This window comes from Serratia sp. SA088, assembly GCF_049065515.1.
Taxonomy (GTDB): Bacteria; Pseudomonadota; Gammaproteobacteria; order Enterobacterales; family Enterobacteriaceae; genus Serratia; species Serratia nematodiphila.
The window spans coordinates 13,575-36,642 of the sequence record NZ_JBAKGW010000012.1; the positions used below are offsets into that span (position 1 = coordinate 13,575).

20 protein-coding genes are annotated in these 23,068 nt (G+C 60.3%); 8 read left to right on the forward strand and 12 right to left on the reverse strand.

The features are described from left to right. Window positions 1–8: 8 nt before the first annotated feature. Both glnL and glnA read right to left on the reverse strand, forming a co-directional pair. The gene (gene glnL, locus ACOWVD_RS22985) at window positions 9–1,058 is read right to left on the reverse strand and encodes a nitrogen regulation protein NR(II) (protein WP_004931246.1); all 1,050 of its coding nucleotides are present in this window, start codon (window positions 1,056–1,058) and stop codon (window positions 9–11) included. A 194-nt stretch (window positions 1,059–1,252) separates the two neighbouring features. Next, entirely contained in the window at window positions 1,253–2,662 is a 1,410-nt protein-coding gene (gene glnA / locus ACOWVD_RS22990) for a glutamate--ammonia ligase (protein ID WP_025304715.1), read from the reverse strand. 370 nt (window positions 2,663–3,032) lie between these two features. Here glnA and typA point away from each other — a divergent pair, with 370 nt between their 5' ends. The 5 genes from typA (at window position 3,033) to fabY (ending at window position 7,961) form a co-directional block, all read left to right on the forward strand. Then, entirely contained in the window at window positions 3,033–4,856 is a 1,824-nt protein-coding gene (typA, locus tag ACOWVD_RS22995; protein ID WP_004931243.1) for a ribosome-dependent GTPase TypA, read from the forward strand. A 166-nt stretch (window positions 4,857–5,022) separates the two neighbouring features. Next, a complete protein-coding gene (gene yihX / locus ACOWVD_RS23000; RefSeq protein WP_004931242.1) occupies window positions 5,023–5,613 on the forward strand; it encodes a glucose-1-phosphatase in 591 nt (196 codons plus the stop codon). A gap of 51 nt (window positions 5,614–5,664) precedes the next feature. Next, window positions 5,665–6,558 (forward strand): virulence factor BrkB family protein, encoded by an 894-nt coding sequence (locus ACOWVD_RS23005; protein WP_021504485.1) that lies wholly within the window; start codon window positions 5,665–5,667, stop codon window positions 6,556–6,558. Then, window positions 6,555–6,992 (forward strand): D-aminoacyl-tRNA deacylase, encoded by a 438-nt coding sequence (gene dtd, locus ACOWVD_RS23010; protein ID WP_015379450.1) that lies wholly within the window; start codon window positions 6,555–6,557, stop codon window positions 6,990–6,992. The genes ACOWVD_RS23005 and dtd overlap by 4 nt, the downstream gene beginning before the upstream one ends. A gap of 21 nt (window positions 6,993–7,013) precedes the next feature. Continuing rightward, window positions 7,014–7,961, forward strand: a complete 948-nt coding sequence (gene fabY / locus ACOWVD_RS23015; RefSeq protein ID WP_004931235.1) for a fatty acid biosynthesis protein FabY — start codon at window positions 7,014–7,016, stop codon at window positions 7,959–7,961. A gap of 37 nt (window positions 7,962–7,998) precedes the next feature. Here the strand turns inward: fabY and ACOWVD_RS23020 are convergent, their stop codons facing one another. Next, window positions 7,999–9,660 (reverse strand): AsmA family protein, encoded by a 1,662-nt coding sequence (locus ACOWVD_RS23020; protein ID WP_049240855.1) that lies wholly within the window; start codon window positions 9,658–9,660, stop codon window positions 7,999–8,001. Between the two features lie 128 nt (window positions 9,661–9,788). Beyond that, window positions 9,789–11,189: a nucleobase:cation symporter-2 family protein gene (locus tag ACOWVD_RS23025; protein WP_021504483.1), complete on the reverse strand. Its 1,401-nt coding sequence runs from the start codon at window positions 11,187–11,189 to the stop codon at window positions 9,789–9,791. A gap of 240 nt (window positions 11,190–11,429) precedes the next feature. Between ACOWVD_RS23025 and gltS the strand changes: the two genes are divergently transcribed. Continuing rightward, entirely contained in the window at window positions 11,430–12,641 is a 1,212-nt protein-coding gene (gltS, locus tag ACOWVD_RS23030) for a sodium/glutamate symporter (protein WP_004931230.1), read from the forward strand. A gap of 46 nt (window positions 12,642–12,687) precedes the next feature. Here the strand turns inward: gltS and recG are convergent, their stop codons facing one another. The 6 genes from recG to ACOWVD_RS23060 all read right to left on the reverse strand — a co-directional run bounded on the left by recG (window position 12,688) and on the right by ACOWVD_RS23060 (window position 19,378). Next, a complete protein-coding gene (gene recG / locus ACOWVD_RS23035) occupies window positions 12,688–14,769 on the reverse strand; it encodes an ATP-dependent DNA helicase RecG (protein WP_049240868.1) in 2,082 nt (693 codons plus the stop codon). Further along, window positions 14,766–15,461, reverse strand: a complete 696-nt coding sequence (gene trmH, locus ACOWVD_RS23040; protein WP_049240854.1) for a tRNA (guanosine(18)-2'-O)-methyltransferase TrmH — start codon at window positions 15,459–15,461, stop codon at window positions 14,766–14,768. The genes recG and trmH overlap by 4 nt, the downstream gene beginning before the upstream one ends. A 5-nt stretch (window positions 15,462–15,466) precedes the next feature. Beyond that, the gene (spoT, locus tag ACOWVD_RS23045; RefSeq protein ID WP_004931224.1) at window positions 15,467–17,578 is read right to left on the reverse strand and encodes a bifunctional GTP diphosphokinase/guanosine-3',5'-bis pyrophosphate 3'-pyrophosphohydrolase; all 2,112 of its coding nucleotides are present in this window, start codon (window positions 17,576–17,578) and stop codon (window positions 15,467–15,469) included. An 18-nt stretch (window positions 17,579–17,596) separates the two neighbouring features. After that, on the reverse strand, window positions 17,597–17,872 hold the full coding sequence (gene rpoZ, locus ACOWVD_RS23050) for a DNA-directed RNA polymerase subunit omega (protein ID WP_004931221.1): 276 nt from the start codon (window positions 17,870–17,872) through the stop codon (window positions 17,597–17,599). Window positions 17,873–17,926: 54 nt separating this feature from the next. Next, the gene (gene gmk / locus ACOWVD_RS23055; RefSeq protein WP_033636481.1) at window positions 17,927–18,550 is read right to left on the reverse strand and encodes a guanylate kinase; all 624 of its coding nucleotides are present in this window, start codon (window positions 18,548–18,550) and stop codon (window positions 17,927–17,929) included. Window positions 18,551–18,760: 210 nt separating this feature from the next. Then, entirely contained in the window at window positions 18,761–19,378 is a 618-nt protein-coding gene (locus ACOWVD_RS23060) for a trimeric intracellular cation channel family protein (RefSeq protein ID WP_025304704.1), read from the reverse strand. 253 nt (window positions 19,379–19,631) lie between these two features. Here ACOWVD_RS23060 and ACOWVD_RS23065 point away from each other — a divergent pair, with 253 nt between their 5' ends. Then, on the forward strand, window positions 19,632–20,069 hold the full coding sequence (locus ACOWVD_RS23065) for a DUF3574 domain-containing protein (RefSeq protein ID WP_049240852.1): 438 nt from the start codon (window positions 19,632–19,634) through the stop codon (window positions 20,067–20,069). Between the two features lie 34 nt (window positions 20,070–20,103). On the opposite strand, the gene ACOWVD_RS23070 is transcribed toward ACOWVD_RS23065, so the two are convergent. Continuing rightward, the gene (locus ACOWVD_RS23070) at window positions 20,104–21,288 is read right to left on the reverse strand and encodes a NupC/NupG family nucleoside CNT transporter (protein ID WP_004931212.1); all 1,185 of its coding nucleotides are present in this window, start codon (window positions 21,286–21,288) and stop codon (window positions 20,104–20,106) included. Window positions 21,289–21,657: 369 nt separating this feature from the next. Between ACOWVD_RS23070 and ACOWVD_RS23075 the strand changes: the two genes are divergently transcribed. Then, window positions 21,658–22,047 (forward strand): hypothetical protein, encoded by a 390-nt coding sequence (locus ACOWVD_RS23075; protein ID WP_049240850.1) that lies wholly within the window; start codon window positions 21,658–21,660, stop codon window positions 22,045–22,047. Window positions 22,048–22,102: 55 nt separating this feature from the next. On the opposite strand, the gene ACOWVD_RS23080 is transcribed toward ACOWVD_RS23075, so the two are convergent. Then, entirely contained in the window at window positions 22,103–22,966 is an 864-nt protein-coding gene (locus ACOWVD_RS23080) for a YicC/YloC family endoribonuclease (RefSeq protein ID WP_015379441.1), read from the reverse strand. Window positions 22,967–23,068: the final 102 nt, after the last annotated feature.

The following is a 23,068-nucleotide window of genomic DNA, read 5'->3' on the forward strand; positions in this document are numbered from 1 at the left end:
TGCAAACCTCACTGACGAATGGGCAGGTAGACCGAGAATTCGGTATGACCTGGCCAACTGTTGAACTCAATTTTTCCGCAATGCTGATCGATCAGATTGCGGGCGATGGATAATCCCAGGCCGGTACCGCCTTCACGGCCGCTGACCATCGGGTAAAACAGCGTGTCCTGCAGCTGCGCCGGCACGCCGGGGCCGTCGTCTTCGACGTCGATGCGCGCCGCCAGGCGGTAGCGGGTGCCGTGCAACGTAATCTGAAACGCGGTGCGGGTGCGCAGCGTGATGGTGCCGCCCGCCTCACCCAGCGCCTGCAGCGCATTGCGGGTGATGTTCAGCAGCACCTGCTCTATCTGATCCGGGTCGTGGGCCATTTCCGGCAGGCTGGGATCGTAGTCGCGCACCAGCGTGACGTTATCCGGCATTTCCAGCGACACCAGCTGGCAGACGCGCTCCGCGACCTGATGGATGCTTTGGGTGATGTGCTGGCCGGGCCGCTGCGGTCCGAGCAGGCGATCCACCAGATTGCGCAGCCGATCGGCCTGCTCAATGATCACCTTGGTGTATTCGGTCAGCGCCGGATCGGGCAGCGCCTTGGCCAGCAGCTGCGCCGCGCCGCGCAGGCCGCCCAGCGGGTTTTTAATTTCGTGCGCCAAACCGCGCACCAGATCGCGGGCGGCCACCTGTTGGGCATGCTGCAGCTGTTCCTGGCTCAGGCGGCGTTGATTGTCCATCGGCGCCAGTTCGACCAGGATATAGCCTTCCGGCAGCGCTTGAGCGGTCAGGGAAAGGATATGCGCGCGGCCATCGACCACCAGAGTCACTTCGTTGTCGGTGAAGCCCTGCCCGGCGCGCAGGCTTTCGCGCATCAAAGAGACGTTCAGCGAAAAATAACCGAGCAAATCGGGCAGCGGCGTGCCGAACAGCTTGCGGGAGCTTTGCGCCAGCAGCTGCTGTGCCGCCGGGTTGGCGTAGTGAACCGCCAGTGAGTCATCCAACAGCAGGATGCTGTTGATGAGTGAATTGAGGATCTGCCCAGCATCGGGCAGCTTGCCAGTTGCCATACAGCAGACTCCTGCACCTTTTTAGTGCATCTATCCTACTCCATCCGGGATAGGCGCGGTATGGAATAGTTTTGCAGAAAATACGGTGGAGAAAAAAACCCATCCGAAGATGGGCTGAAAGTTTCCACGGCAACAAAAAAGCGATAACAAAAATTGTGGGCGCCGTCCGCCTTTGCAGACGGCGCGGGTAGGGCTTAGACGCTGTAGTACAGTTCGAACTCGACCGGGTGTGGCGTCATGCGAACGCGGTCCATCTCTTCTTTGCGCAGTTCGATGTAGGCATCGATCGCATCGTCGGTGAACACGCCGCCGCGGGTCAGGAACTCGCGGTCTTCGTTCAGCGCGGCCATCGCCTCGTCCAGCGAGCCGGCCACTTTTGGGATCTCGGCTTCTTCTTCCGGCGGCAGGTCGTACAGGTTTTTGTCCATGGCGTCGCCAGGGTGGATCTTGTTGATGATGCCGTCCAGGCCGGCCATCAGCAGTGCGGCGAAGCACAGGTATGGGTTAGCCGCCGGATCCGGGAAGCGGGCTTCGATGCGGCGCGCTTTCGGGCTGGCGACCACCGGGATACGGATGGACGCGGAGCGGTTACGGGCGGAGTAAGCCAGCATCACCGGCGCTTCGTAGCCTGGCACCAGACGTTTGTACGAGTTGGTGGTCGGGTTGGCCAGCGCGTTGATCGCCTTGGCGTGCTTGATGATACCGCCGATGTAGAACAGTGCGGTTTCAGACAGGCCGCCGTATTTGTCGCCGGCGAACAGGTTGGTGCCGTTCTTGGACAGCGACATGTGGCAGTGCATGCCGGAACCGTTGTCGCCGAACATGGGCTTCGGCATGAAGGTCGCGGTTTTACCGAAGGCGTGCGCCACGTTGTGCACCACGTACTTATAGATCTGAATTTCGTCGGCTTTCTTGGTCATGGTGTTGAAGCGGGTTGCCACTTCGTTCTGACCGGCGGTCGCCACTTCGTGGTGGTGCGCTTCAACCACCAGGCCCATCTCTTCCATGGTCAGACACATGGTGGAACGCAGATCCTGCGAAGAGTCGACCGGTGGAACCGGGAAGTAACCGCCTTTCACCGCCGGACGGTGGCCTTTGTTGCCGCCGTCGTATTTTGTGCCGGAGTTCCAGGCGCCTTCGATATCGTCGATCGCCACGTGGGAACCGCGGATGCTGCTGCCGAAGCGGATGTCGTCGAACAGGAAGAACTCAGGCTCTGGCCCGAACAGCACGGTGTCCGCGATGCCGGAGGAGCGCAGGAAGTCTTCGGCGCGTTTGGAGATGGAACGCGGGTCGCGATCGTAGCCTTGCATGGTGCCCGGCTCGAGAATGTCACAGCGAATGATCAGCGTAGGTTCTTCGAAGAACGGATCCAGAACCGCCGTGCTGGCGTCCGGCATCAGCACCATGTCAGATTCGTTGATGCCCTTCCAACCACCGATAGAGGAGCCGTCAAACATTTTACCTTCTTCGAAGAAGTCGGCGTTTACCTGGTGAGCCGGGATAGTCACGTGCTGTTCCTTACCCTTGGTGTCAGTGAAACGCAGGTCTACGAATTTCACTTCATGCTCATTCAGCATCGTCAAAACGTGTTCAGCGGACATACTTAACTCTCCCGGTTTATCATTGTCGTCGTCGTGGAACGAATCTGTGGAACTGGCTTTTTTTCGCCTTGAAAAGACTAAAGCGAAAAGCGTGCCAACTTTTAAAAAAGGCTTTCATCGCCTTTCTGCGCGGGTTTTACCCAACCACAGTATGCACCATTAGTGATAAATTGCACCGAAATGGTGCAATTGGGGTGGGCATGGGCACTGAAATGGTGCAAAAGTGCAACGATTGCGGCTTTTTGCACCGTGAAAGGGATCACAAACTGACCGGTACGCGGTTGTTTATAAGAGATGGTTGTGATCTTGTTTAGTCCCTCGCTTAATACGTGTACAATAGCGCGCTATTTCTAATGCCCGAGGCAAAGCTGTGATCGAAAATTTGCGTAACATCGCCATTATTGCCCACGTTGACCATGGTAAAACCACCCTGGTTGATAAGCTGCTGCAACAATCCGGTACTTTCGGAGAGCGTGCGGAAGCTACCGAACGCGTAATGGACTCCAACGATTTGGAGAAAGAGCGTGGGATTACCATCCTCGCAAAAAACACCGCCATTAATTGGAACGGTTACCGTATCAACATCGTGGATACCCCGGGACACGCCGACTTCGGCGGCGAGGTAGAGCGCGTGATGTCGATGGTTGACTCGGTGCTGCTGGTTGTGGATGCAATGGATGGCCCTATGCCGCAAACCCGCTTCGTGACCAAGAAGGCCTTCGCCAACGGTCTGAAGCCGATCGTGGTCATCAACAAGGTTGACCGTCCTGGCGCGCGCCCTGACTGGGTTGTGGATCAGGTGTTCGACCTGTTCGTGAACCTCGACGCGACCGACGAGCAGCTCGACTTCCCGATCATCTACGCTTCTGCGCTGAACGGCATCGCCGGCGTCGACCACACCGACATGGCGGAAGACATGACCCCGCTATATCAGGCGATCGTCGACCACGTGTCTGCGCCGCAGGTTGAGCTGGAAGCGCCATTCCAGATGCAGATCTCCCAGTTGGACTACAACAACTACCTGGGCGTTATCGGCATCGGCCGCATCAAGCGCGGTAAAGTGAAGCCGAACCAGCAGGTCACCATCATCGACAGCGAAGGCAAAACTCGCAACGGTAAAGTGGGTAAAGTGCTGGGTCACCTGGGTCTGGAGCGTATCGACAGCACCCTGGCGGAAGCGGGCGACATCATCGCCATCACCGGCCTGGGCGAGCTGAACATCTCCGACACCATCTGCGACACCAACGCCGTAGAAGCGCTGCCGGCGCTGTCCGTCGACGAACCGACCGTAACCATGTTCTTCAACGTCAACACCTCGCCGTTCTGCGGTAAAGAAGGTAAGTACGTGACCTCGCGTCAGATCCTGGATCGTCTGAACAAAGAGCTGGTGCACAACGTGGCGCTGCGCGTCGAAGAAACCGACGATGCGGACGCCTTCCGCGTATCCGGTCGTGGCGAGCTGCACCTGTCGGTGCTGATCGAAAACATGCGTCGCGAAGGTTTCGAGCTGGCGGTTTCCCGTCCGAAAGTTATCTTCCGCGAAATCGATGGCCGCAAGCAGGAGCCATTCGAGAACGTAACGCTGGATATCGAAGAGCAGCATCAGGGTTCCGTGATGCAGGCGATGGGTGAGCGTAAAGCCGACCTGAAAAACATGGATCCGGACGGTAAGGGCCGCGTGCGTCTCGACTACGTGATCCCAAGCCGCGGTCTGATCGGCTTCCGTAACGAATTCATGACCATGACTTCGGGTACCGGCCTGCTGTACTCCACCTTCAGCCACTACGACGACGTGCGTCCGGGCGAAGTGGGCCAGCGTCAGAACGGCGTGCTGATCTCCAACGGCCAGGGCAAAGCGGTCGCTTTCGCGCTGTTCGGCCTGCAGGATCGCGGCAAGCTGTTCCTGGGCCACGGTGCGGAAGTGTATGAAGGCCAGATCATCGGTATTCACTCACGTTCCAACGACCTGACCGTAAACTGCCTGACCGGTAAGAAGCTGACCAACATGCGTGCTTCCGGTACTGACGAAGCGACTACCCTGGTTCCGGCCATCAAAATGACCCTGGAGCAAGCTCTGGAGTTCATCGATGACGACGAACTGGTAGAAGTGACGCCAACCTCGATCCGTATCCGTAAGCGTCACCTGACGGAAAACGATCGTAAGCGTGCCAGCCGCGGTCCTAAAGACGCTTAATCGCTGATTGAGTGTCTCATGCTTAGGGCGCGGTTCTCGCGCCCTGAGTTTTTTCCTCTGTTGTTCCCCGTTTGTGCGGCGCGCTATGCGCTTTTCCGTTCGCTCCCTGTTCAGCTGTTCCTTTTCCCGCTACAGTGAAATCTCACCGGCCCATCAGGAGAGGACTATGCTGTATATCTTTGATTTAGGTAATGTGATCGTCGATATCGATTTCAAGCGTGTGCTGGGCGTGTGGAGCAATTTGAGCGGCACGCCGTTGGCGGTGCTGTCCGATCGTTTCGCCATGGGTGAGGTGTTCCAGCAACATGAGCGCGGTGAAATCAGCGATGAAGACTTCGCCGGCAAGCTGTGCGATGAAATGGGCATTGCGCTCAGCTTCGAACAATTCGCCACCGGCTGGCAGGCGGTATTTGTCGCGCTGCGCCCGGAAGTGATCGACATCATGCAGCGCCTGCGCAACGAAGGCCACCGGGTGGTGGTGCTGTCGAACACCAACCGTCTGCACTGCAACTACTGGCCGCAGCACTATCCTGAAGTGGCCGCCGCCGCCGATCATCTCTATTTGTCGCAAGATCTCGGCATGCGCAAACCGGAGGCCGATATCTATCAACATGTGCTGGCCGCGGAAAACACCGCCGCCGCCGACGCGGTGTTCTTCGACGATCACCCGGCGAACGTCCTCGCCGCGCAGGCGCTGGGGATCAAGACGGTGCACGTCACCGATCGCGACGTGGTGCCGGCCTATTTTGCTCAATGAGCGCAGGGCGCGTTAAGCTTAAGGCGTATCAACGGACATCAAGGAGTGACCATGTCGTTTTTCCGCCGCAAGAAGCTGCCCTCTGCGATTAAGCCCGGCGTCACCTTCGGACGGCTGCTGTATCAGCGTATCGATCATGATGGCCTGACGATGTTGGCGGGCCATCTCGCCTATGTTTCCCTGCTGTCGCTGGTGCCGCTGGTCACCGTGGTGTTCGCGCTGTTCGCGGCTTTCCCGATGTTTTCCGACATCAGCGAGCAGCTGAAGAGCTTTATCTTTTCCAATTTCGTGCCGGCCGCCGGCAACGTGATCCAGAACTACCTGGAACAGTTCGTCGCCAATTCCAACAAGATGACCGCCGTCGGCACCTGCGGGCTGATCGTCACTGCGCTGTTGCTGATTTCCTCGGTGGACAGCGTGCTGAACACCATCTGGCGCAGCAAGAACAAACGGCCGATCGTCTTCTCCTTCGCCGTGTACTGGATGGTGCTGACGCTGGGGCCGCTGCTGGTGGGCGCCAGCATGGCCATCAGTTCTTACCTGCTGTCGCTCAACTGGCTGGCGCAGACCGGCGTCAATGGCCTGGTGGATCAGGTGCTGCGCATCTTCCCGTTGATTTTGTCGTGCATCTCCTTCTGGCTGCTGTATTGCATCGTGCCGACGGTGCGCGTGCCGCCCAAAGACGCGCTGATTGGCGCGGTGGTGGCCGGATTGCTGTTCGAGCTGGGCAAGAAGGGATTCGCGCTGTACGTCACCATGTTCCCTTCCTATCAGCTGATTTACGGCGTGCTGGCGGTGATCCCGATTTTATTCCTGTGGGTCTACTGGAGCTGGTGTATCGTGTTACTTGGCGCGGAAATCACCGTGACCATCGGCGAATATCGCGACTACCGCCGGCAGAAGGCGGAGCAACAGGAACCAAAAGCAGAAGGGCAGCAGGAATGATTGCGTTGATTCAACGGGTGTTAAACGCCAGCGTCACGGTGGGTGGCGAGACGGTAGGCAAAATTGGCCCCGGTTTGTTAGTGTTATTGGGCGTGGAGCAGGGCGATAACGAGCAAAAAGCGCAGCGCCTGTGCGAACGCGTGTTGGGATACCGCATTTTCGGCGACGAGAACGACAAGATGAACCTCAACGTCCAGCAGGCCGGGGGCAGCGTGCTGGTCGTTTCGCAGTTCACCCTGGCGGCGGACACCCACAAAGGCATGCGGCCCAGCTTCTCGCGCGGCGCCGCGCCGCAGGAAGCCGATCGGTTGTATCAATACTTTGTTGGCCAGTGCCGCGAACGCGGCGTAGAGACCCAGACCGGCGAGTTCGCCGCCGACATGCAGGTGGCGCTGGTCAACGATGGTCCGGTGACATTCTGGCTACAGGTCTAAGCATTCGGAGAACAGGCGTCTATGTATCACCTACGAGTACCCGTAACAGAGCAAGAACTGAAAGAGTATTACCAGTTTCGCTGGGAAATGCTGCGCAAGCCGCTGCACCAGCCGGTGGGTTCGGAAAAGGATGCCTATGACGCCATGGCCCATCACCAAATGGTGGTGGACGAGGCCGGTAAAATCGTCGCCATCGGGCGGCTGTACATCAATGCCGACAACGAGGCGGCGATCCGTTTTCTGGCGGTAGACCCGACGCTGCAGGATAAAGGGCTGGGGACGCTGGTGGCGATGACGCTGGAGTCCGTCGCGCGGCAGGAAGGCGTGAAGCGGGTGGTGTGCAGCGCCCGTGAAGATGCGGTGGATTTCTTTGCCAAGCTGGGGTTCGTCAATCAGGGCGAGATCACTGCGCCGCAGACTACCCCGATCCGCCACTTTTTGATGATCAAACCGGTAGCGACGCTGGACGATATCCTGCATCGCCCCGACTGGTGCGGCCAATTGCAGCAGGCCTGGTATGAACATATCCCCCTGAGCGAAAAGATGGGCGTGCGCATCAGCCAGTACACCGGCCAGCGCTTCGTCACTACCATGCCGGAGATCGGCAACCAGAACCCGCACCATACGCTGTTTGCCGGCAGCCTGTTCTCGCTGGCGACGCTGACCGCCTGGGGGCTGATTTGGCTGCTGCTGCGCGAGCGCCATCTCGGTGGCACTATCATTCTGGCGGACGCGCACATTCGCTACAGCAAACCGATCACCGGCAGGCCGCGGGCGGTGGCGGATCTCGGTTCGCTAAGCGGTGATTTGGCGCGTCTGGCGCGGGGCCGCCGCGCGCGCGTGCACGCCGAAGTGCATCTGTTCGGCGATGAGGATAAGGGCGCGGTGTTCGAAGGCACTTACATGGTGTTGCCGGCCGAGCCGGATGTGCCGCTGGATCAGGGCGGTTCCGAAGCGCTGGAAGAGTAAAACGGCGGCCCTGCCTGACGGTGGGCCGCGCGATAGATTACGGCAGCTGTTGGTTCACCGTCTGGCCGTCGCCGGCGGTGGCTTGCAGAGTCCCCTTCAATGAAGCTTTGAACGGCCCGTCGCTGTTCAACAGCCCTTTCAACTGCAGCTCAAGGTTGCCGTCGCCCGCCAGCGGCACCGGCTGCCATCCCCATTGCTGCAAGGTATTGAGCGGTACCGAACGGCCGTGCAGCGTCAGCTGGAACGGCTTGCCCGGCAGCTGATCGACGGTCGCGTTGGCCTCAAGCAGCCCATTGGGCATAAAGGCGCTGAGTTCGGTGACGGCGATCTGGTTGGCGTCGGCGTTCAGCGCCAGCGAAGGGCGCCGCACGTCGATTTTGTTGAAGGTGGCCTCGCTGCCGTTCAGGTTTAACGAACCGGACCAAATGCCCCACTGGTGGTCGCGCGCCAGCAGCAGGTTGCTGCCGTAACCGTCCAGCGCGGTGATCTGGAACGGGAATGCCGGGTTGATATCGATAATCAGATTGCGGTTGGTGGTCAGCTTGGTGACGTACACCTCCGCCAGCCAGTCCGGCAGCGGTTTCAGCCACAGCTCGCGCCAGTCGATTGGCAGGGTGTACTCCAGCGCCGCCATGGCCACTTCATCCAGCTGCAGGCGTTTGCCGGCGCGCAGCCAGTTGCCGGAGGTGCGCAGCAGCCCGCCTTCCCAGCGGGTGGTGAATTGCTGAATGGCGATGCCGGCGGAGGAGAGGCGCAGGGTGGCGATCGGGTCGATCAGGTGGAAACCGCCGTTGATCACATCGCTGGCATTGACGTTGAGCGAGCCGTCTTCGCTGCGCCAGTCGCCTTTTTCGATGCTGACGTTTTGCAGCGACAGATCGAGATCGTTAAACGCCCACGCCTTGCCTTCCAGGCGCGCGTCGATCAGATCGAAACGCTTGAGGGTGACCGGCGGCAGGGTGGTAAAGCGCTGCATGAATTCCGCCAGCGTCAACGGGGTTTGCATGCGCACGCCGCTCAGCCGCAGGCGATCCACTTGCCAACTGCCGTCGGCGGCGCGGCTGGCCACGCCGGTCAGGTCGCCCTGCGCCAGATCGGCGCCGAAATTGTTCAATAGCAGCTGGCCCTGTTTTTGCTCCCCCTGCACCAACACCTTCGAGGCGGGGATGCCGTTCAGCGTCATCGAACCGGCGCTGAACTGGAACTGGTTGTTGTCCCCCAGCAGATGGCCAGCCAGCGGGCGCCACGGCGTGATGCCGGCATTGACCCGCTGCGCGTTGAGCTGCCACTCGTTATCGTTGGATTGCAGCGCCATGTTGCTCAGCTGCAGCACGTCGGCCTGTACAGGCAGCGCAGCAGTCTGCGGCTGCACGTTCAGCGTGCCGTCACGCAGCGTGACGCTGTGGAAATAGCGCGGTTCGGTGATTTGGCGCAGGCTGAGGCCGAGATCGACGCGTTTGGCGGCCAGCGCCTGCGGCTGGCCATTGCGCGCCAGCTGCACCTCTTCCAGACCGATCTGGTCCGGCTGGCGCCATGAATGGGTGATTTTTCCTATCGACAGGCGGTATTCGCTGTTGTCGCTGATCCAGGCGCTCAGGCGGCCTGCCGCCCAGCGGGTTTGCCCCACCAGATACAGTACCACCGCCGCCAGCACGGTCAGCAGCAGCAACGTCAGCAACAGCTTTCCGATAAATTTCATCGTCTACATCCGCATCGGTCAAAAAAGATACCCTGTTTATGCCGCAATTGGCCGGGCATCTCAAGGGCAATGGTCTGATAGACAATAAAAAACGGCCGCAAGCGGCCGTTTGAACGTCAATGGGCGGGTTACTTTTTCTCGTGTTCCTGCGGGAACACCAGGTTCAGCACGATGGCGGTAATGCCGCCTGCGGCGATGCCGGAAGAGAGCAGGGTTTTCAGCCAGTCCGGCGCGAACTGCAGGATCAGCGGCTGCTGAGAGACGCCCATGCCGACGGCCAGCGACAGCGCCATGATCATGATGGCGCGCCGGTTCAGGCGCTCGCGCGACACGATGCGCACGCCGGAGGCGGCGATGGTGCCGAACATCACGATGGTCGCGCCGCCCAGTACCGGCTCGGGAATGTGCTGCACGAAGCCGGCCACCGCCGGGAACAGCCCCAGCGCGATCAGCATCAGCGCCACCACGAAGCCGACGTAACGGCTGGCGACGCCGGTCAGCTGGATCACGCCGTTGTTCTGGCCGAAGCAGGAGTTGGGGAAGGTGTTGAACACCGCCGACAGCATCGAGTTCAGGCCGTTGGCCAGCACGCCGCCCTTCAGGCGCTTCATGTACAGCGGCCCGCTGACGGGCTGTTCGGAGACGTCGGAAGTGGCGGTGATGTCGCCGATGGTTTCCAGCGAAGTGACCATAAAGATCAGCATCAGCGGCAGCAGCAGGTTCCAGTCGAAGCCCAGGCCGTAATAGAGCGGCGTGGGAATGGTGATCGCCGCCGTTGGGGCTGCCGATGCGCCGGCGGGCAGCATGTCCATCGCCCAGGCCAACAGATAGCCGACCGCCATGGCGATCACCAGCGAAGCGACGCGCAGGTAAGGGTTGCGCTGGCGGTTCAGCAGGATGATGACCGCCAGCACCGCGCCGGCCAGCAGCAGGTTTTTCGGCGAGCCGAAGCTGTGATCGTTCATCGCGGCATAACCGCCGCCGATCGAGGTCAGACCGACCTGAATCAGCGACAGGCCAATGATCATCACCACGATGCCGGAAACCAGCGGGGTGATAATGCGGCGCGCCAGATGCAGCACGCGCGACAGTAAAATTTCGGTGCAGGAAGCGACCATCAGCGTGCCGAACAGCGCGGCCATCATGGTCGGCACGTCGGCGCCGCCGTTTTTCAGCGCCAGACCGCCCATGATCAGCGGCGAAACGAAATTGAAGCTGGTGCCCTGAATCGACAACAGCCCGGAACCCACCGGTCCCCAGGTTTTGATTTGCAGAATGGAAGCCAGACCGGAGGCGAACAGCGACATGCTGATGATGTGCTGGGTATCCTGTGCCGGCAGGCCCAGTGCCTGGCAGATCAGCAGCGCCGGTGTGATCACCGCGACGAACATCGCCAGCAGATGCTGGCCGGCGGCAAACAGCGTTTGCGGTAGCGGCGGGCGATCTTCCAGGCGATAAATCAGTTCACTGGCGCGGGGTTCTGAGGCGGCTTGGCGCGCGGCATCAAGCTCGGAGGATGACATGCTCATGGTGTGGCGTTTCCAGATACGGCAAAGCAGGCATTTTAATGCCCCGCCCCGCAAAAGCAAACGGTTGCGCGTAAATATTATGTTGCCGACTTTCCCGTTTATGTCGCATTTTCATTCATTTTTTCTTGTCATCTCAGCGTTTTTTACTTCTAATCCTGCACTCATCAAGTTTAAAAACTAAGTGGTTTTCTATAACTTATTATTTTTATTTGGATCTTTTCCCTTACATGGAGTACCTGGATGTTTCATCTTGATACTTATGGCACGTTAGTCGCGGCGACGCTGGTTTTGCTCCTCGGGGGCAAGTGCGTCAGAACCATTCCCCTGCTGCGAAAATATACCATTCCCGCTCCCGTCGCCGGCGGTTTGCTGGTGGCCCTTCTGCTGTTAGCCCTGAAAAAGCTCGTCAACTGGGAAGTCAGTTTTGACATGTCGCTGAAGGATCCGCTGATGCTGGCCTTCTTCGCCACCATCGGCCTGAACGCCAACCTGGCGCGTTTGCGCGCCGGCGGCAAAGTGCTGGTAGTGTTCCTGTTCGTGGTGCTGGGGCTGCTTATCGTGCAGAACGCCATCGGCATCGGCATGGCGAAAATGCTGGGGCTGGATCCGCTGATGGGCCTGATTGCCGGATCGATCACCCTGTCGGGTGGCCACGGCACCGGGGCGGCCTGGAGCAAGCTGTTCATCGAGCGCTACGGTTTTGAAAACGCGACGGAAGTCGCCATGGCCTGTGCCACCTTCGGCCTGGTGCTGGGCGGTCTGATCGGCGGCCCGGTGGCGCGCTATCTGGTCAAACACTCCTCTACGCCGGAAGGCACCCCGGATGACAGCGTGCAGCCGAGCGGTTTTGAGAAGCCGGAAAGCGGCCGTCTCATCACCTCGCTGGTGATGATCGAAACCATCGCCATGATCGCCATCTGTCTGAGCCTGGGGCAGTTGATTGCCGGCCTGCTGAGCGGCACTGTGTTTGAACTGCCGAACTTCGTTTGCGTGCTGTTCGTCGGGGTGATCCTCAGCAACACGCTGGCCTTCACCGGCTTCTATACCGTGTTCGAGCGGGCGGTGTCGGTGTTGGGTAACGTCAGCCTGTCGCTGTTCCTGGCGATGGCGTTGATGAGCCTGCGCCTGTGGGAGCTGGCCTCGCTGGCGCTGCCGATGCTGGCGATCCTGGCGGTGCAGACGCTGGTGATGGCGCTGTACGCGATATTCGTCACCTACCGGGTGATGGGCAAGAACTACGACGCGGCGGTGCTGGCCGCCGGCCACTGCGGCTTCGGCATGGGTGCCACGCCGACGGCGATCGCCAACATGCAGGCGATCACCGATCGTTTCGGCCCGTCGCACGTGGCGTTTTTGGTGGTGCCGATGGTGGGGGCGTTCTTTATCGATATCGCCAATGCCATCGTCATCAAGCTGTATCTGCTGCTGCCGGTGTTCCCGGCGGTGGGGTGATATCGCGAGCCAGAAAAAAAGAAGAGGGCGCCGTCGGCGCCCTTTTTTATGCGTTGGAGTAGCGCGCCTTCTCCGGCAGCCAGCGTTCAATCAGCGCCTGGGCGTGTTCCGGGTAGTGCTGGTGGAGGTGGCGAGCGACGCGCTGCACTTCGGGGATCATCGCCTGGTCGCGCAGCAGGTCCGCCACCTTGAATTCGGCGCTGCCGGTCTGGCGGGTGCCGAGCAGCTCGCCTGGGCCGCGGATCTCCAGATCGCGCTGGGCGATGACAAAGCCGTCGTTGCTGTCGCGCAGCACCTGCAGGCGCGTTTGCGCGGTTTTGCTCAGCGGCGTTTTGTACAGCAGCACACAGTGTGAGGCCACCGCGCCGCGCCCTACGCGGCCGCGCAGCTGGTGCAGCTGCGCCAGGCCCAGCCGCTCCGGGTTTTCGATGATCATCAGGCTGGCGTTCGGTACGTCGACGCCGACTTCGATCACCGTGGTGGCGACCAGCAGCTGCAGCTCGCCCTGTTTAAACGCCTGCATCACCGCCTGCTTCTCCTGCGCTTTCATGCGGCCGTGCACCAGCGCCACCTTCAGCTCCGGCAATGCGGCTTTCAATTCCTCCCAGGTGGCTTCCGCCGCCTGCGCTTCCAGCAGCTCAGATTCCTCGATCAGCGTACACACCCAGTAAGCCTGCCGCCCCTCTTCCAGGCAGGCGCTCTTCACCCGTTGAATGATGTCGGCGCGGCGAGTATCGGGAATGGCGACGGTGGTCACCGGCGTGCGGCCCGGAGGCAGCTCGTCGATGACCGAGGTGTCGAGATCGGCATAGGCGGTCATCGCCAGCGTGCGCGGGATCGGCGTGGCGGTCATGATCAGCTGATGGGCGTGGAAGCCTTGCTCTTCGCCTTTCTCCCACAGCGCCAGCCGCTGATGTACCCCGAAGCGGTGCTGCTCATCGATGATCACCAGCGCCAGGCCGTTGAACTGTACCTGCTCCTGGAAGATGGCGTGGGTGCCGACCACCATTGACACCTGGCCGCTGGCGATGGCTTCCTGCTGCGCGATGCGCGCCTTGCCTTTCTGTTTGCCGGCCAGCCAGCCGACCTCCAGCCCCAGCGGTTCAAACCACTGGCGGAAATTGTTGGCGTGCTGCTCGGCCAGCAGCTCGGTCGGCGCCATCAGCGCCACCTGTTTGCCGTGCGCGATGGCGCGCAGCGCCGCCAGCGCCGCCACCAGCGTTTTGCCGGAGCCGACGTCGCCCTGCACCAGCCGCATCATCGGGAAGTCTTTTTGCATATCGGCTTCGATGTCGGCCACCACGCGCGTTTGCGCGCCGGTCGGCGAGAACGGCAGCTGGGCGAGAAAACGGTTTTTCAACCGATCGTCCGGCAGCAGCGGCTGCGCCCGGTAACTCTGGGCGCCGGCGCGCACCGCCAGCATGCTGAGGTTATGCGCCAACAGCTCTTCGAGGATCAGGCGTTTTTGCGCCGGGTGTTTGCCCAGCTCCAGATCCGCCAGCTGGATGTCCGGCGGCGGGCGGTGCAGGGTGTGCAGCGCCTGCGGCAGGCTCATCAGGCCGCCGCTCAGCTCCGGCGGCAGCAGTTCGGCGATGGCGCAGGTATCCAGCAGCGCCAGCGCCTGATCGGTCAGCTTGCGCAGCGTGGCCTGCCGCACCCCCTCGGTGGTGGGGTAAACCGGCGTCAGCGACTCCTGCAGCTCGACTTCGCTGGCTTCGCCCTGAATGCGGTATTCCGGATGGATGATTTCCGCGCCGTGGTTGCCGCGTTTGATCTCGCCGTAGGCGGTCACGCGGCGGCCGGTGGCCAGGCTGTTTTTCATCGCGGCGTTGAAGTTGAAGAACCGCATGGTGAGGATGCCGGTGCCGTCGCTGATCTGGCAGGTCAGCATGCGGCGGCGGCCGAAACTGATGTCGCTGCGCAGCACTTCCCCCTCTACCGTGGCGTAGATGCCCGGCAGCAGATCGTTGATCGGATAGAGGCGGGTGCGGTCTTCGTAGCGCAGCGGCAGGTGCAGCAGCAGATCCTGAATGGTGTCGAGGCCGAGTTTGGCCAATTTGCCCGCCTGGCTGGCGCCAACCCCGGAAAGCGTGGTGAGTGGGACAGCATCCAGCAGGCGGCCTTTCATTTGCGCACCGTCGCCTGCATGGCCGCCCACCATTCGGCGCTGGCGACCACCTGGCCCTGTTCATCGATCTGCGGGCGCGGCAGCCCTTTGCGCTTGGCCACGTTGGCCAGCACCGGGTAACCGCCTTCGAACAGCAGACGCTGCTGCTCTTCTTCGTCCAGCATGCTGTTGTCGCGACGGTACAGGCCGGCGTTTTGCCGCTGGCGCTGCGCCTCATACAGGATCAGCGCCGAAGCCACGGAGACGTTGAGCGATTGCACCATGCCGATCATCGGAATGACGATGTCCTGATCGGCGAGCGCCAGCGCTTCTTCGGTGATGCCGGTTTTTTCCTGGCCGAGCAGCACGCAGGTTGGCCGGGTGTAGTCCACCTCGCGGAAATCGACCGCGCGCGCAGACAGGTTGGTAGCCAGAATTTGCATGCCCTGCGTTTTCAGGTGCCCGACCGCGTCGCCGATGGTACGGTGGGTTTTAACGCTGACCCAGCTGTTGCTGCCGGCGGCGGAGGAGACCAGGGTGCGCATGCGGGTGGTGGGCCACACGGCGTGGACCTGATGCACGCCGACGGCGTCGGCGGTACGGATAATGGCGGAGACGTTATGCGGCTTGTGCACCTGCTCCAGGCAGACCGTCAAATCCGGCTGCCGGGTCGCGAGCATTTCACAAATCCGCGCATAGCGTTCAGGACTCATAAGCGCTAGTTTCGGTTGCGGTTAACTTTGATCACATCCGGCATGATACGGATTTTACGCATAATGTTTGCCAAATGGATGCGATCGCGGGTGGTCAAGCGGATAAAGGCGCTATAAACCCGACCGTCTTTCTCTTCGGTGTTCAGGCTCTGAATATTGGACTCGGCCGCGTTGATCGCCGCCGTCAGGTTGGCCAGCGCGCCCTGGTGGTTAAACATATCCACCTTGATCTCGGCGATGAACTCCTGCTCGGTCTCTTTATCCCACTCGACCGCCATGAACTTCTCAGGCTCTTTCTGATAGCCGCGAATATTGCGGCAGGATTCATGGTGGATCACCAGCCCTTTGCCCGGGCTGACGTGAGCGATAATCGGGTCGCCCGGAATCGGACGGCAGCACTTGGCGAAGGTGATCAATACGCCGTCGGCGCCCTTGATGGCCAGGTTGCGCACGCCGGAAGAGGTGCCCAGGCTGGACTGATCGCCCTGCAGGTTCTTCGCCACCACCACGCTCATGGCGTTGCCGAGGCCAATTTCCGCCAGCAGATCGTCCAGCGTCGCCAGCTTCATGCGATCCAGCTCGTGCTGAATATTTTCCTGCGGGATTTCGGCCAGTTTGCGGCTGCCGCCCAGCGCATGGTTGAGCAGACGGCGGCCGAGGCCGACGGAGTCGTCGCGCTTGAGGTTCTTCAACATCTGGCGAATCTTGGCGCGCGCTTTCGAGCTGACCACGAAGTTCAGCCAGGCGGCGTTGGGCCGTGCGCCCGGCGCGGTGATGATCTCGACGGTCTGGCCGCTGGTCAGCGACTGCGACAGCGGGTACGGCTGACGATCGACGCGCGCGCCGACGCAGGCATGGCCGATATCGGTATGCACCGCATAGGCGAAGTCGACCGGCGTGGCGCCGGCGGGCAGCTCGACGATGCGGCCTTCCGGGGTGAAAACGTAAATCTCATCCGGGAACAGATCGGATTTGACGCTCTCGATAAATTCAAACGAACTGCCGGCACTTTGCTGCAGCTCCAGCAGGCTTTGCATCCAGCGCTGGGCGCGGATCTGCGCCGTGGTGCCGGTTTCGCCCTGTTCTCTTTCCTTGTAAGCCCAGTGCGCGGCCACCCCCATCTCAGCCATCTGATCCATGTCTTCGGTGCGGATCTGCACTTCGACCGGCACGCCGTGCGGGCCGATCAGTGAGGTATGCAGCGATTGATAGCCGTTGGCCTTGGGAATGGCGATGTAATCTTTCACCCGCCCCGGGCGCGGTTTATACAGGCTGTGCACCTGGCCGAGCACGCGGTAGCAGGTATCGACCTCTTTGACGATCACCCGGAACGCGTAGATATCCATGATGGAATGAAAACGCTGTTCTTTCAGGTGCATCTTGAGGTAGATGGAGTAAAGGTGTTTTTCCCTTCCGCTGACGCGGCAGGCGATGCCGGCCTCGGTCAGCCGCCCTTCGATCTCGGAGAGGATTTTTTGAATCATCTCTTTGCGGTTGCCGCGCGCGGCTTTCACCACTTCCTTGATCACGCGGTAGCGGTTTGGGTACAGCGCCTCGAAGCCCAGCTCTTCCAGCTCGGTTTTCAGGTGATGAATACCCAGACGGTGGGCGAGGGGGCTGTAGATTTCCAGGGTTTCACGCGCGATGCGCCGGCGTTTGTCGGGGCGCAGCGAACCGAGGGTGCGCATGTTGTGCGTACGGTCGGCCAGCTTGATCAGCACGACGCGGATATCCTGCACCATCGCCATGATCATCTTGCGGAAGTTTTCCGCCTGCGCTTCTTTCTTGTCCTGGAACTTCAGCTTGTCGAGCTTGGAGACGCCCTCGACCAGTTCGGCGACGCTCTTGCCGAACAGCTGTTCCATATCTTGATAGGTGGCCGGGGTGTCTTCGATGACGTCGTGCAGCAACGCCGCCATCAGCGTCTCGTGGTCGAGACGCATTTCCGCCAGGATGCAGGCCACGGCGACCGGGTGAGTAATGTAGGGCTCACCGCTGGAGCGTGTCTGGCCCTCGTGCGCGTCGCGCGCGACGAGGTATGCCTGTTTGAGGCGCTTAATCTGCTCCTCGGGCAGGTAACGTTGAATCAGCAGATTCAGGCTTTCAAACAGGTACAAGGCGGACTCGCTGTCTAATTAACGACGACCTTCAGCAATCGCGGTAACCGCTTGAATCTCTGCGGCTTCCTGCTCTTGCTGCTCCTGGCGCTCACGCACGTCGAGGATCTGGCTGGTGATCAGGCCTTCTTCGATTTCGCGCAGGGCGATAACGGTGTACTTGTCGTTCTCTTCCGGAACCAGTGCATCTTTGCCGCCGGTCTGGATCTGACGCGCCCGACGAGCAGCGACCAACACCAGGTCAAAACGGTTACCAATTTTCTCTACAGCGTCTTGAACAGTTACGCGTGCCATATTTGTGCTACTCCACAGGTGACGAAAAGACTGGGCATGATACTGAAACTGCCTTCAGTCTGCCAATAGTTTGCTGATTAAAGCGTCATGCCGCAGCAACTGGCGGCCCAAACGCAGGCGTTCGGCGCGAATGATGGTCTTCAGATCGGACAGCGCCAGATCGAAATCATCGTTCACGATCAGGTAATCGTACTCCGCGTAATGCGTCATTTCCGCCACGGCCTGGGCCATGCGTTTGGCGATCACCTCTTCGGAATCCTGCCCGCGCCCGCGCAGGCGGCGGCCCAGTTCTTCCTTCGATGGCGGCAGAATGAAGATGCTGCGCGCCTGCGGCATTTTGGCGCGGATTTGCTGCGCGCCCTGCCAGTCGATATCCAGAAACACGTCCACGCCGGTCGACAAGACTTGTTCGATGGCGGCGCGCGAAGTGCCGTAATAGTTGCCGAACACTTCGGCGTGCTCAAGAAACGCATCCTGCTCGATCATCCGGCGGAATTCGTCTTTCGAGACGAAGAAATAGTGCTCGCCGTGATTTTCACCCGGGCGGCTGTCGCGCGTGGTGTGCGAAACCGAAACCTGCGTGTCGTACAGCGGTTGCGTCTTTAACAAAGCCTGAATCAGACTTGATTTACCTGCGCCACTGGGAGCAGAGACAATATAAAGCGTGCCTTGAGCCATGATGATGTTCGTTGATAACGGTTGATATGCCAAAAACAGCGGATGTGTATTTTCTCCGCACAGTATACACGGCTAACGCGCCGGGTGCAGCGTTAGCTCGCATTTTGCCCGTGGCTTTGCGCGGAAAAAGCGTCGAAAGGGCGAATATGCGCGCTGAAGAGCAATATTTTGGCAGTTTTGGCCCAGCGGCGGCGCGCTGCCGCCCCGGGATCAGTGATCCGGATGTTGGTAGTTGAACACCGGCAGACCGAGGCGGAAGCGCAGGGCGATAAGACGCGCGCTCAGGCCGGCGACCAAGGTGAGGATCACCACCAGATTGTGCGGCAGGCTGAGGTGCTGCAGGCCGATATACAGCCAGGCGGCGCTGAAGGAGATGCCGGCGTAGATCTCTTTCTGGAACACCAGCGGGATGCGGTTGCAGAACATGTCGCGCAGCACCCCGCCGAAGACGCCGGTGATCACCGCGGCGATGGCGGCGATAATCGCGCTGTGCCCCATATCCAGCGCCACCTGCGCGCCGATGATCGAGAAGACAATCAGGCCGACGGCGTCGAGCACCAGGAACAGGCGGCGCAGATGGCGCATCAGGGGGGCCACCCAGGTGGTGACGATTGCCGCTATTGCGACGATGACGATGTATTCCGGGTGTTTGACCCAGCCCAACGGAAAATGCCCGAGCAACATATCGCGCACCGACCCGCCGCCGATCGCGGTGACCGAGGCGATGATGATCACGCCGAACATGTCCATTTGGCGGCGGCCGGCCGCCAACGCGCCGGTCATGGCTTCGGCGGTGATGCCGATGATATAAAGGATGCTCAGTAACATAAGGGATTCACAGCGTACTTGCGTCAGAATGATGGCCGGCAGGGTAATCGCCGCCGATGGCGCGCGCCACTGAGTTTTTTTCACCGATGGCATTTCGGATTAATATAGCTAATCCAAACACCATTTTTATTGCCGATAACCAGCCTTTTTTAACATCTTGCTGTTAATGAAAGCATTAGAAATTTCGCGCTAATTTCCATCGCTGACTATGATTTTTGCAGCGAATCCTTCAACCGAAAAATCGAGATTGCAGATGAAAAACTCCCCGAAACTGGCCGTCTGCGCCGTGATGGCTGCCGCCCTGCTGCTGAGCGGCTGCGTGGCGCCAGGCCACCAGACAACGTCACCCGCCCCGGCTTGCCGCACCGGCGATCCGCTGGTGCAGACAACGCTCTACTTCGGCCTGAACCGGCCGGCGGGGCCGGCGATCACCGCCGCCGAGTGGCAAACCTTCGTCGATAGCCAGGTGACGCCGCGTTTTAAAGACGGGCTGACGGTGTTTGATGCCAAAGGGCAGTGGCTGGGCCACGACGGCAAACTGGCGCGCGAGAACAGCAAGGCGCTGCTGCTGATCCATGCGCCGGGCAAAGAGAGCGAGGCGAATATCGAGGCGCTGCGCAGCGGCTATAAGCAGCAGTTTGCGCAGGATTCGGTGATGCGGGTGGATGCGCCGGTGTGCGTGGCGTTTTAAAACGCACTCCCGGCCGCCTGGCCGGGAGTGAGGATTACAGCACCAGGCCGGCGATGGCTGCTGACAACAGGCTCACCAGCGTCGAGCCGTAAACCAGCTTCAGGCCAAAACGGGAAACCACGTTGCCTTGCTGCTCGTTCAGTCCTTTGATGGCGCCGGCGACGATGCCGATGGAGGCGAAGTTGGCGAACGACACCAGGAACACCGACAAAATGCCCAGCCCGCGCGGCGACAGCTCCGCCGCGATCTTCTTCAGTTCAATCATCGCCACGAATTCGTTGGCCACCAGTTTGGTCGCCATGATGCTGCCCGCCTTCAGGGCCTCCTCCGCCGGGATGCCGATCAGCCAGGCCAGCGGATAGAACACGTAGCCGAGGATCTGCTGGAAGCTGATGCCGAGCACCGCCGAGAACAGCGCGTTGACGGCGGAGATCAGCGCGATAAAGCCGATCAGCATCGCCGCGATGATCATCGCAATCTTGAAGCCGGCCAGAATGTACTCGCCCAGCATTTCGAAGAAGCTCTGATCTTCGTGCAGCTTGTTCAGCTTCAGCTCCGGCTCGTCTTCGACCTGATACGGGTTGATGATCGACAGGATGATGAAGGTGCTGAACATATTAAGGATCAACGCCGCCACCACGTACTGCGCGTCGATCATCGACATGTAGGCGCCGACGATGGAGAGCGATACCGTCGACATGGCGGTCGCGGCCATGGTGTACATGCGGCGCGGCGAGATGTCGCCGATGATGCCCTTGTAGGCGATGAAGTTCTCTGACTGCCCCAGCACCAGCGTGCTGACGGCGTTGAACGATTCCAGCTTGCCCATGCCGTTGACCTTGGACAGCAGGGTGCCCACCAGGCGGATGATCAGTGGCAGGATGCGGAAATGCTGCAAAATGCCGATCAGGGCGGAAATAAAGATGATAGGACACAAAACGCCGAGGAAGATGAACGCCAGGCCATCCTTGCTCATGCCGCCGAATACGAACTCCGAGCCTTGGGCGGCGTAGGCGAGCAGGGTGTCGAAGAAGCCGGCGACGTGTTTGATCACGCTGAGCCCGCTGGCGGAGTGCAGGAAGAAGTAGGCCAGCGCGCCTTCGATCACCAACAGCTGGATGATATAGCGCAGGCGGATTTTCTTGCGATTATTGCTGACCAGCAGCGCCAGGGCGATGATCACCACCAGGGCCATAATAAATTGCAGAATTTGTGGCATAAACGGTCCGTACGGTTCACGGGCAGGAAAAAAACACATTTAGCCACAGCATCGCCGTCCTTTCATTACCTTGCGTGATAATTAGAACAAAATACTTATGGCGTGCGGGATATCTTGCCAAATGTCATCCACACGCGCTGCTCGGCAGTTTTTCATAAGCCCCCGAAGTGCCTTAGTGAGCCGTCTTCCATGATGCCTGCCGGCTCGCAGCCTGATGCAACCACCGTCCCGCACGTTCAGGCGCCTGGAATCTGGCTCGCAACTGGCACTTTTTCATGGCGTAAAGCGTGGTTTTCTCGAGGGAAGCGGAGAAAAATGCCTGAACAAGGCGCTACGACCGGCGCATTTTCTCGGACAAGGAGACGAACAATGAATACCGGCACGTTGCTCAGGGCGCTGGCCAACGGCGTTAATCCCGACACCGGCGAGCTGTTGAGACCGGCTTCGGCGGCCTGCGCGCCGGAGGCTATCCGCCTGCTGTTCGCGTTGGCCAACGAGTTCGACGGTGAAGCCGAACCGCAGAAAAAAGCCCGGCTGACGCCGGAGGAGAAGCGGCAGAAGAATCTGGCCGAGGGGCGGCCGGCCAATGCCTACTTCCCCTGGCCGGAAGAGGAAAAGCTGCGGCTGCGCGAGAGCCATGCGGCCGGGGCGACGCTGGAAGCGCTGAGCGATGAGTTCGAACGCTCAACCTGGAGCATTGCGGTGCAGCTGCAGAAAATGGGGTTGATCGGTGAGGAGCAGGCGGCCGCCTATCGCTGATCTGCAGCCATAAAAAAGCCCGCGTGGCGCGGGCTTGATGGCGTGTGGAGCGGGATCACTCGATGTTCTGGATCTGCTCGCGCATTTGCTCGATCAGCACTTTCAGCTCGATGGCGGAGGCGGTGACGTCGGCATTGATCGACTTGGAGGCCAGGGTGTTCGATTCGCGGTTGAACTCCTGCATCATAAAGTCGAGGCGGCGGCCGACGGCTTCTTTCTTCTTCAGGATGTTGTGCGTCTCTTTCACGTGCGCTTCCAGACGGTCCAGCTCTTCGGCGACGTCGATGCGCTGCGCCATCAGCACCAGCTCCTGCTCCAGGCGGGTGTTTTCCAGCTGCACCTGCGCCTCTTCCAGCTTGCTGACCAGGCGCTCGCGCTGCCATTGCAGGATGTTCGGCATCTGGGCGCGCACTTTGACCACTTCGGCGCTGACGCCGTCGAGACGCTGTTCGATCAGCGTTTTCAGCGCGGCGCCTTCGCTTTCGCGTGCGACGATAAAGTCATCCAGCGCGCCGTCCAGCGCCTGCATCAGCTCGGCGCTGATGGCGTCCAGATCCTGCTCCTGCGCGGACATCACGCCCGGCCAGCGCAGCACGTCGATCGGGTTGATTTCCCCTTCGTCGCTTTGCATTTTCACCCAGTTGGCGGCTTCGACCAGCTGTTTGGCCAGCTTTTCGTTCAGGATCAGCGAGCTTTGCGCGCTTGGATCCAATTCGAAACGCAGGTTGCATTCGACTTTGCCGCGGGTCAGGCGGCCACGGATACGTTCACGGATCACCGGCTCCAGGCTGCGGAATTGTTCCGGCAGGCGGATGTAGGTTTCTAAGTAGCGCTGGTTAACGGAACGCAGCTCCCAGGCTGCGCTGCCCCATTCACCCTTGATTTCACGCCGGGCGTAGGCGGTCATGCTGCGGATCATTGATGCGTACCCGTAATAGGAAAAGATGGGGCGATTATAGCGTCGCGGCTGCGGGCAGGATAGGCATTACGTCACGAAGCCCGTATAATGCGCAGCCAATAG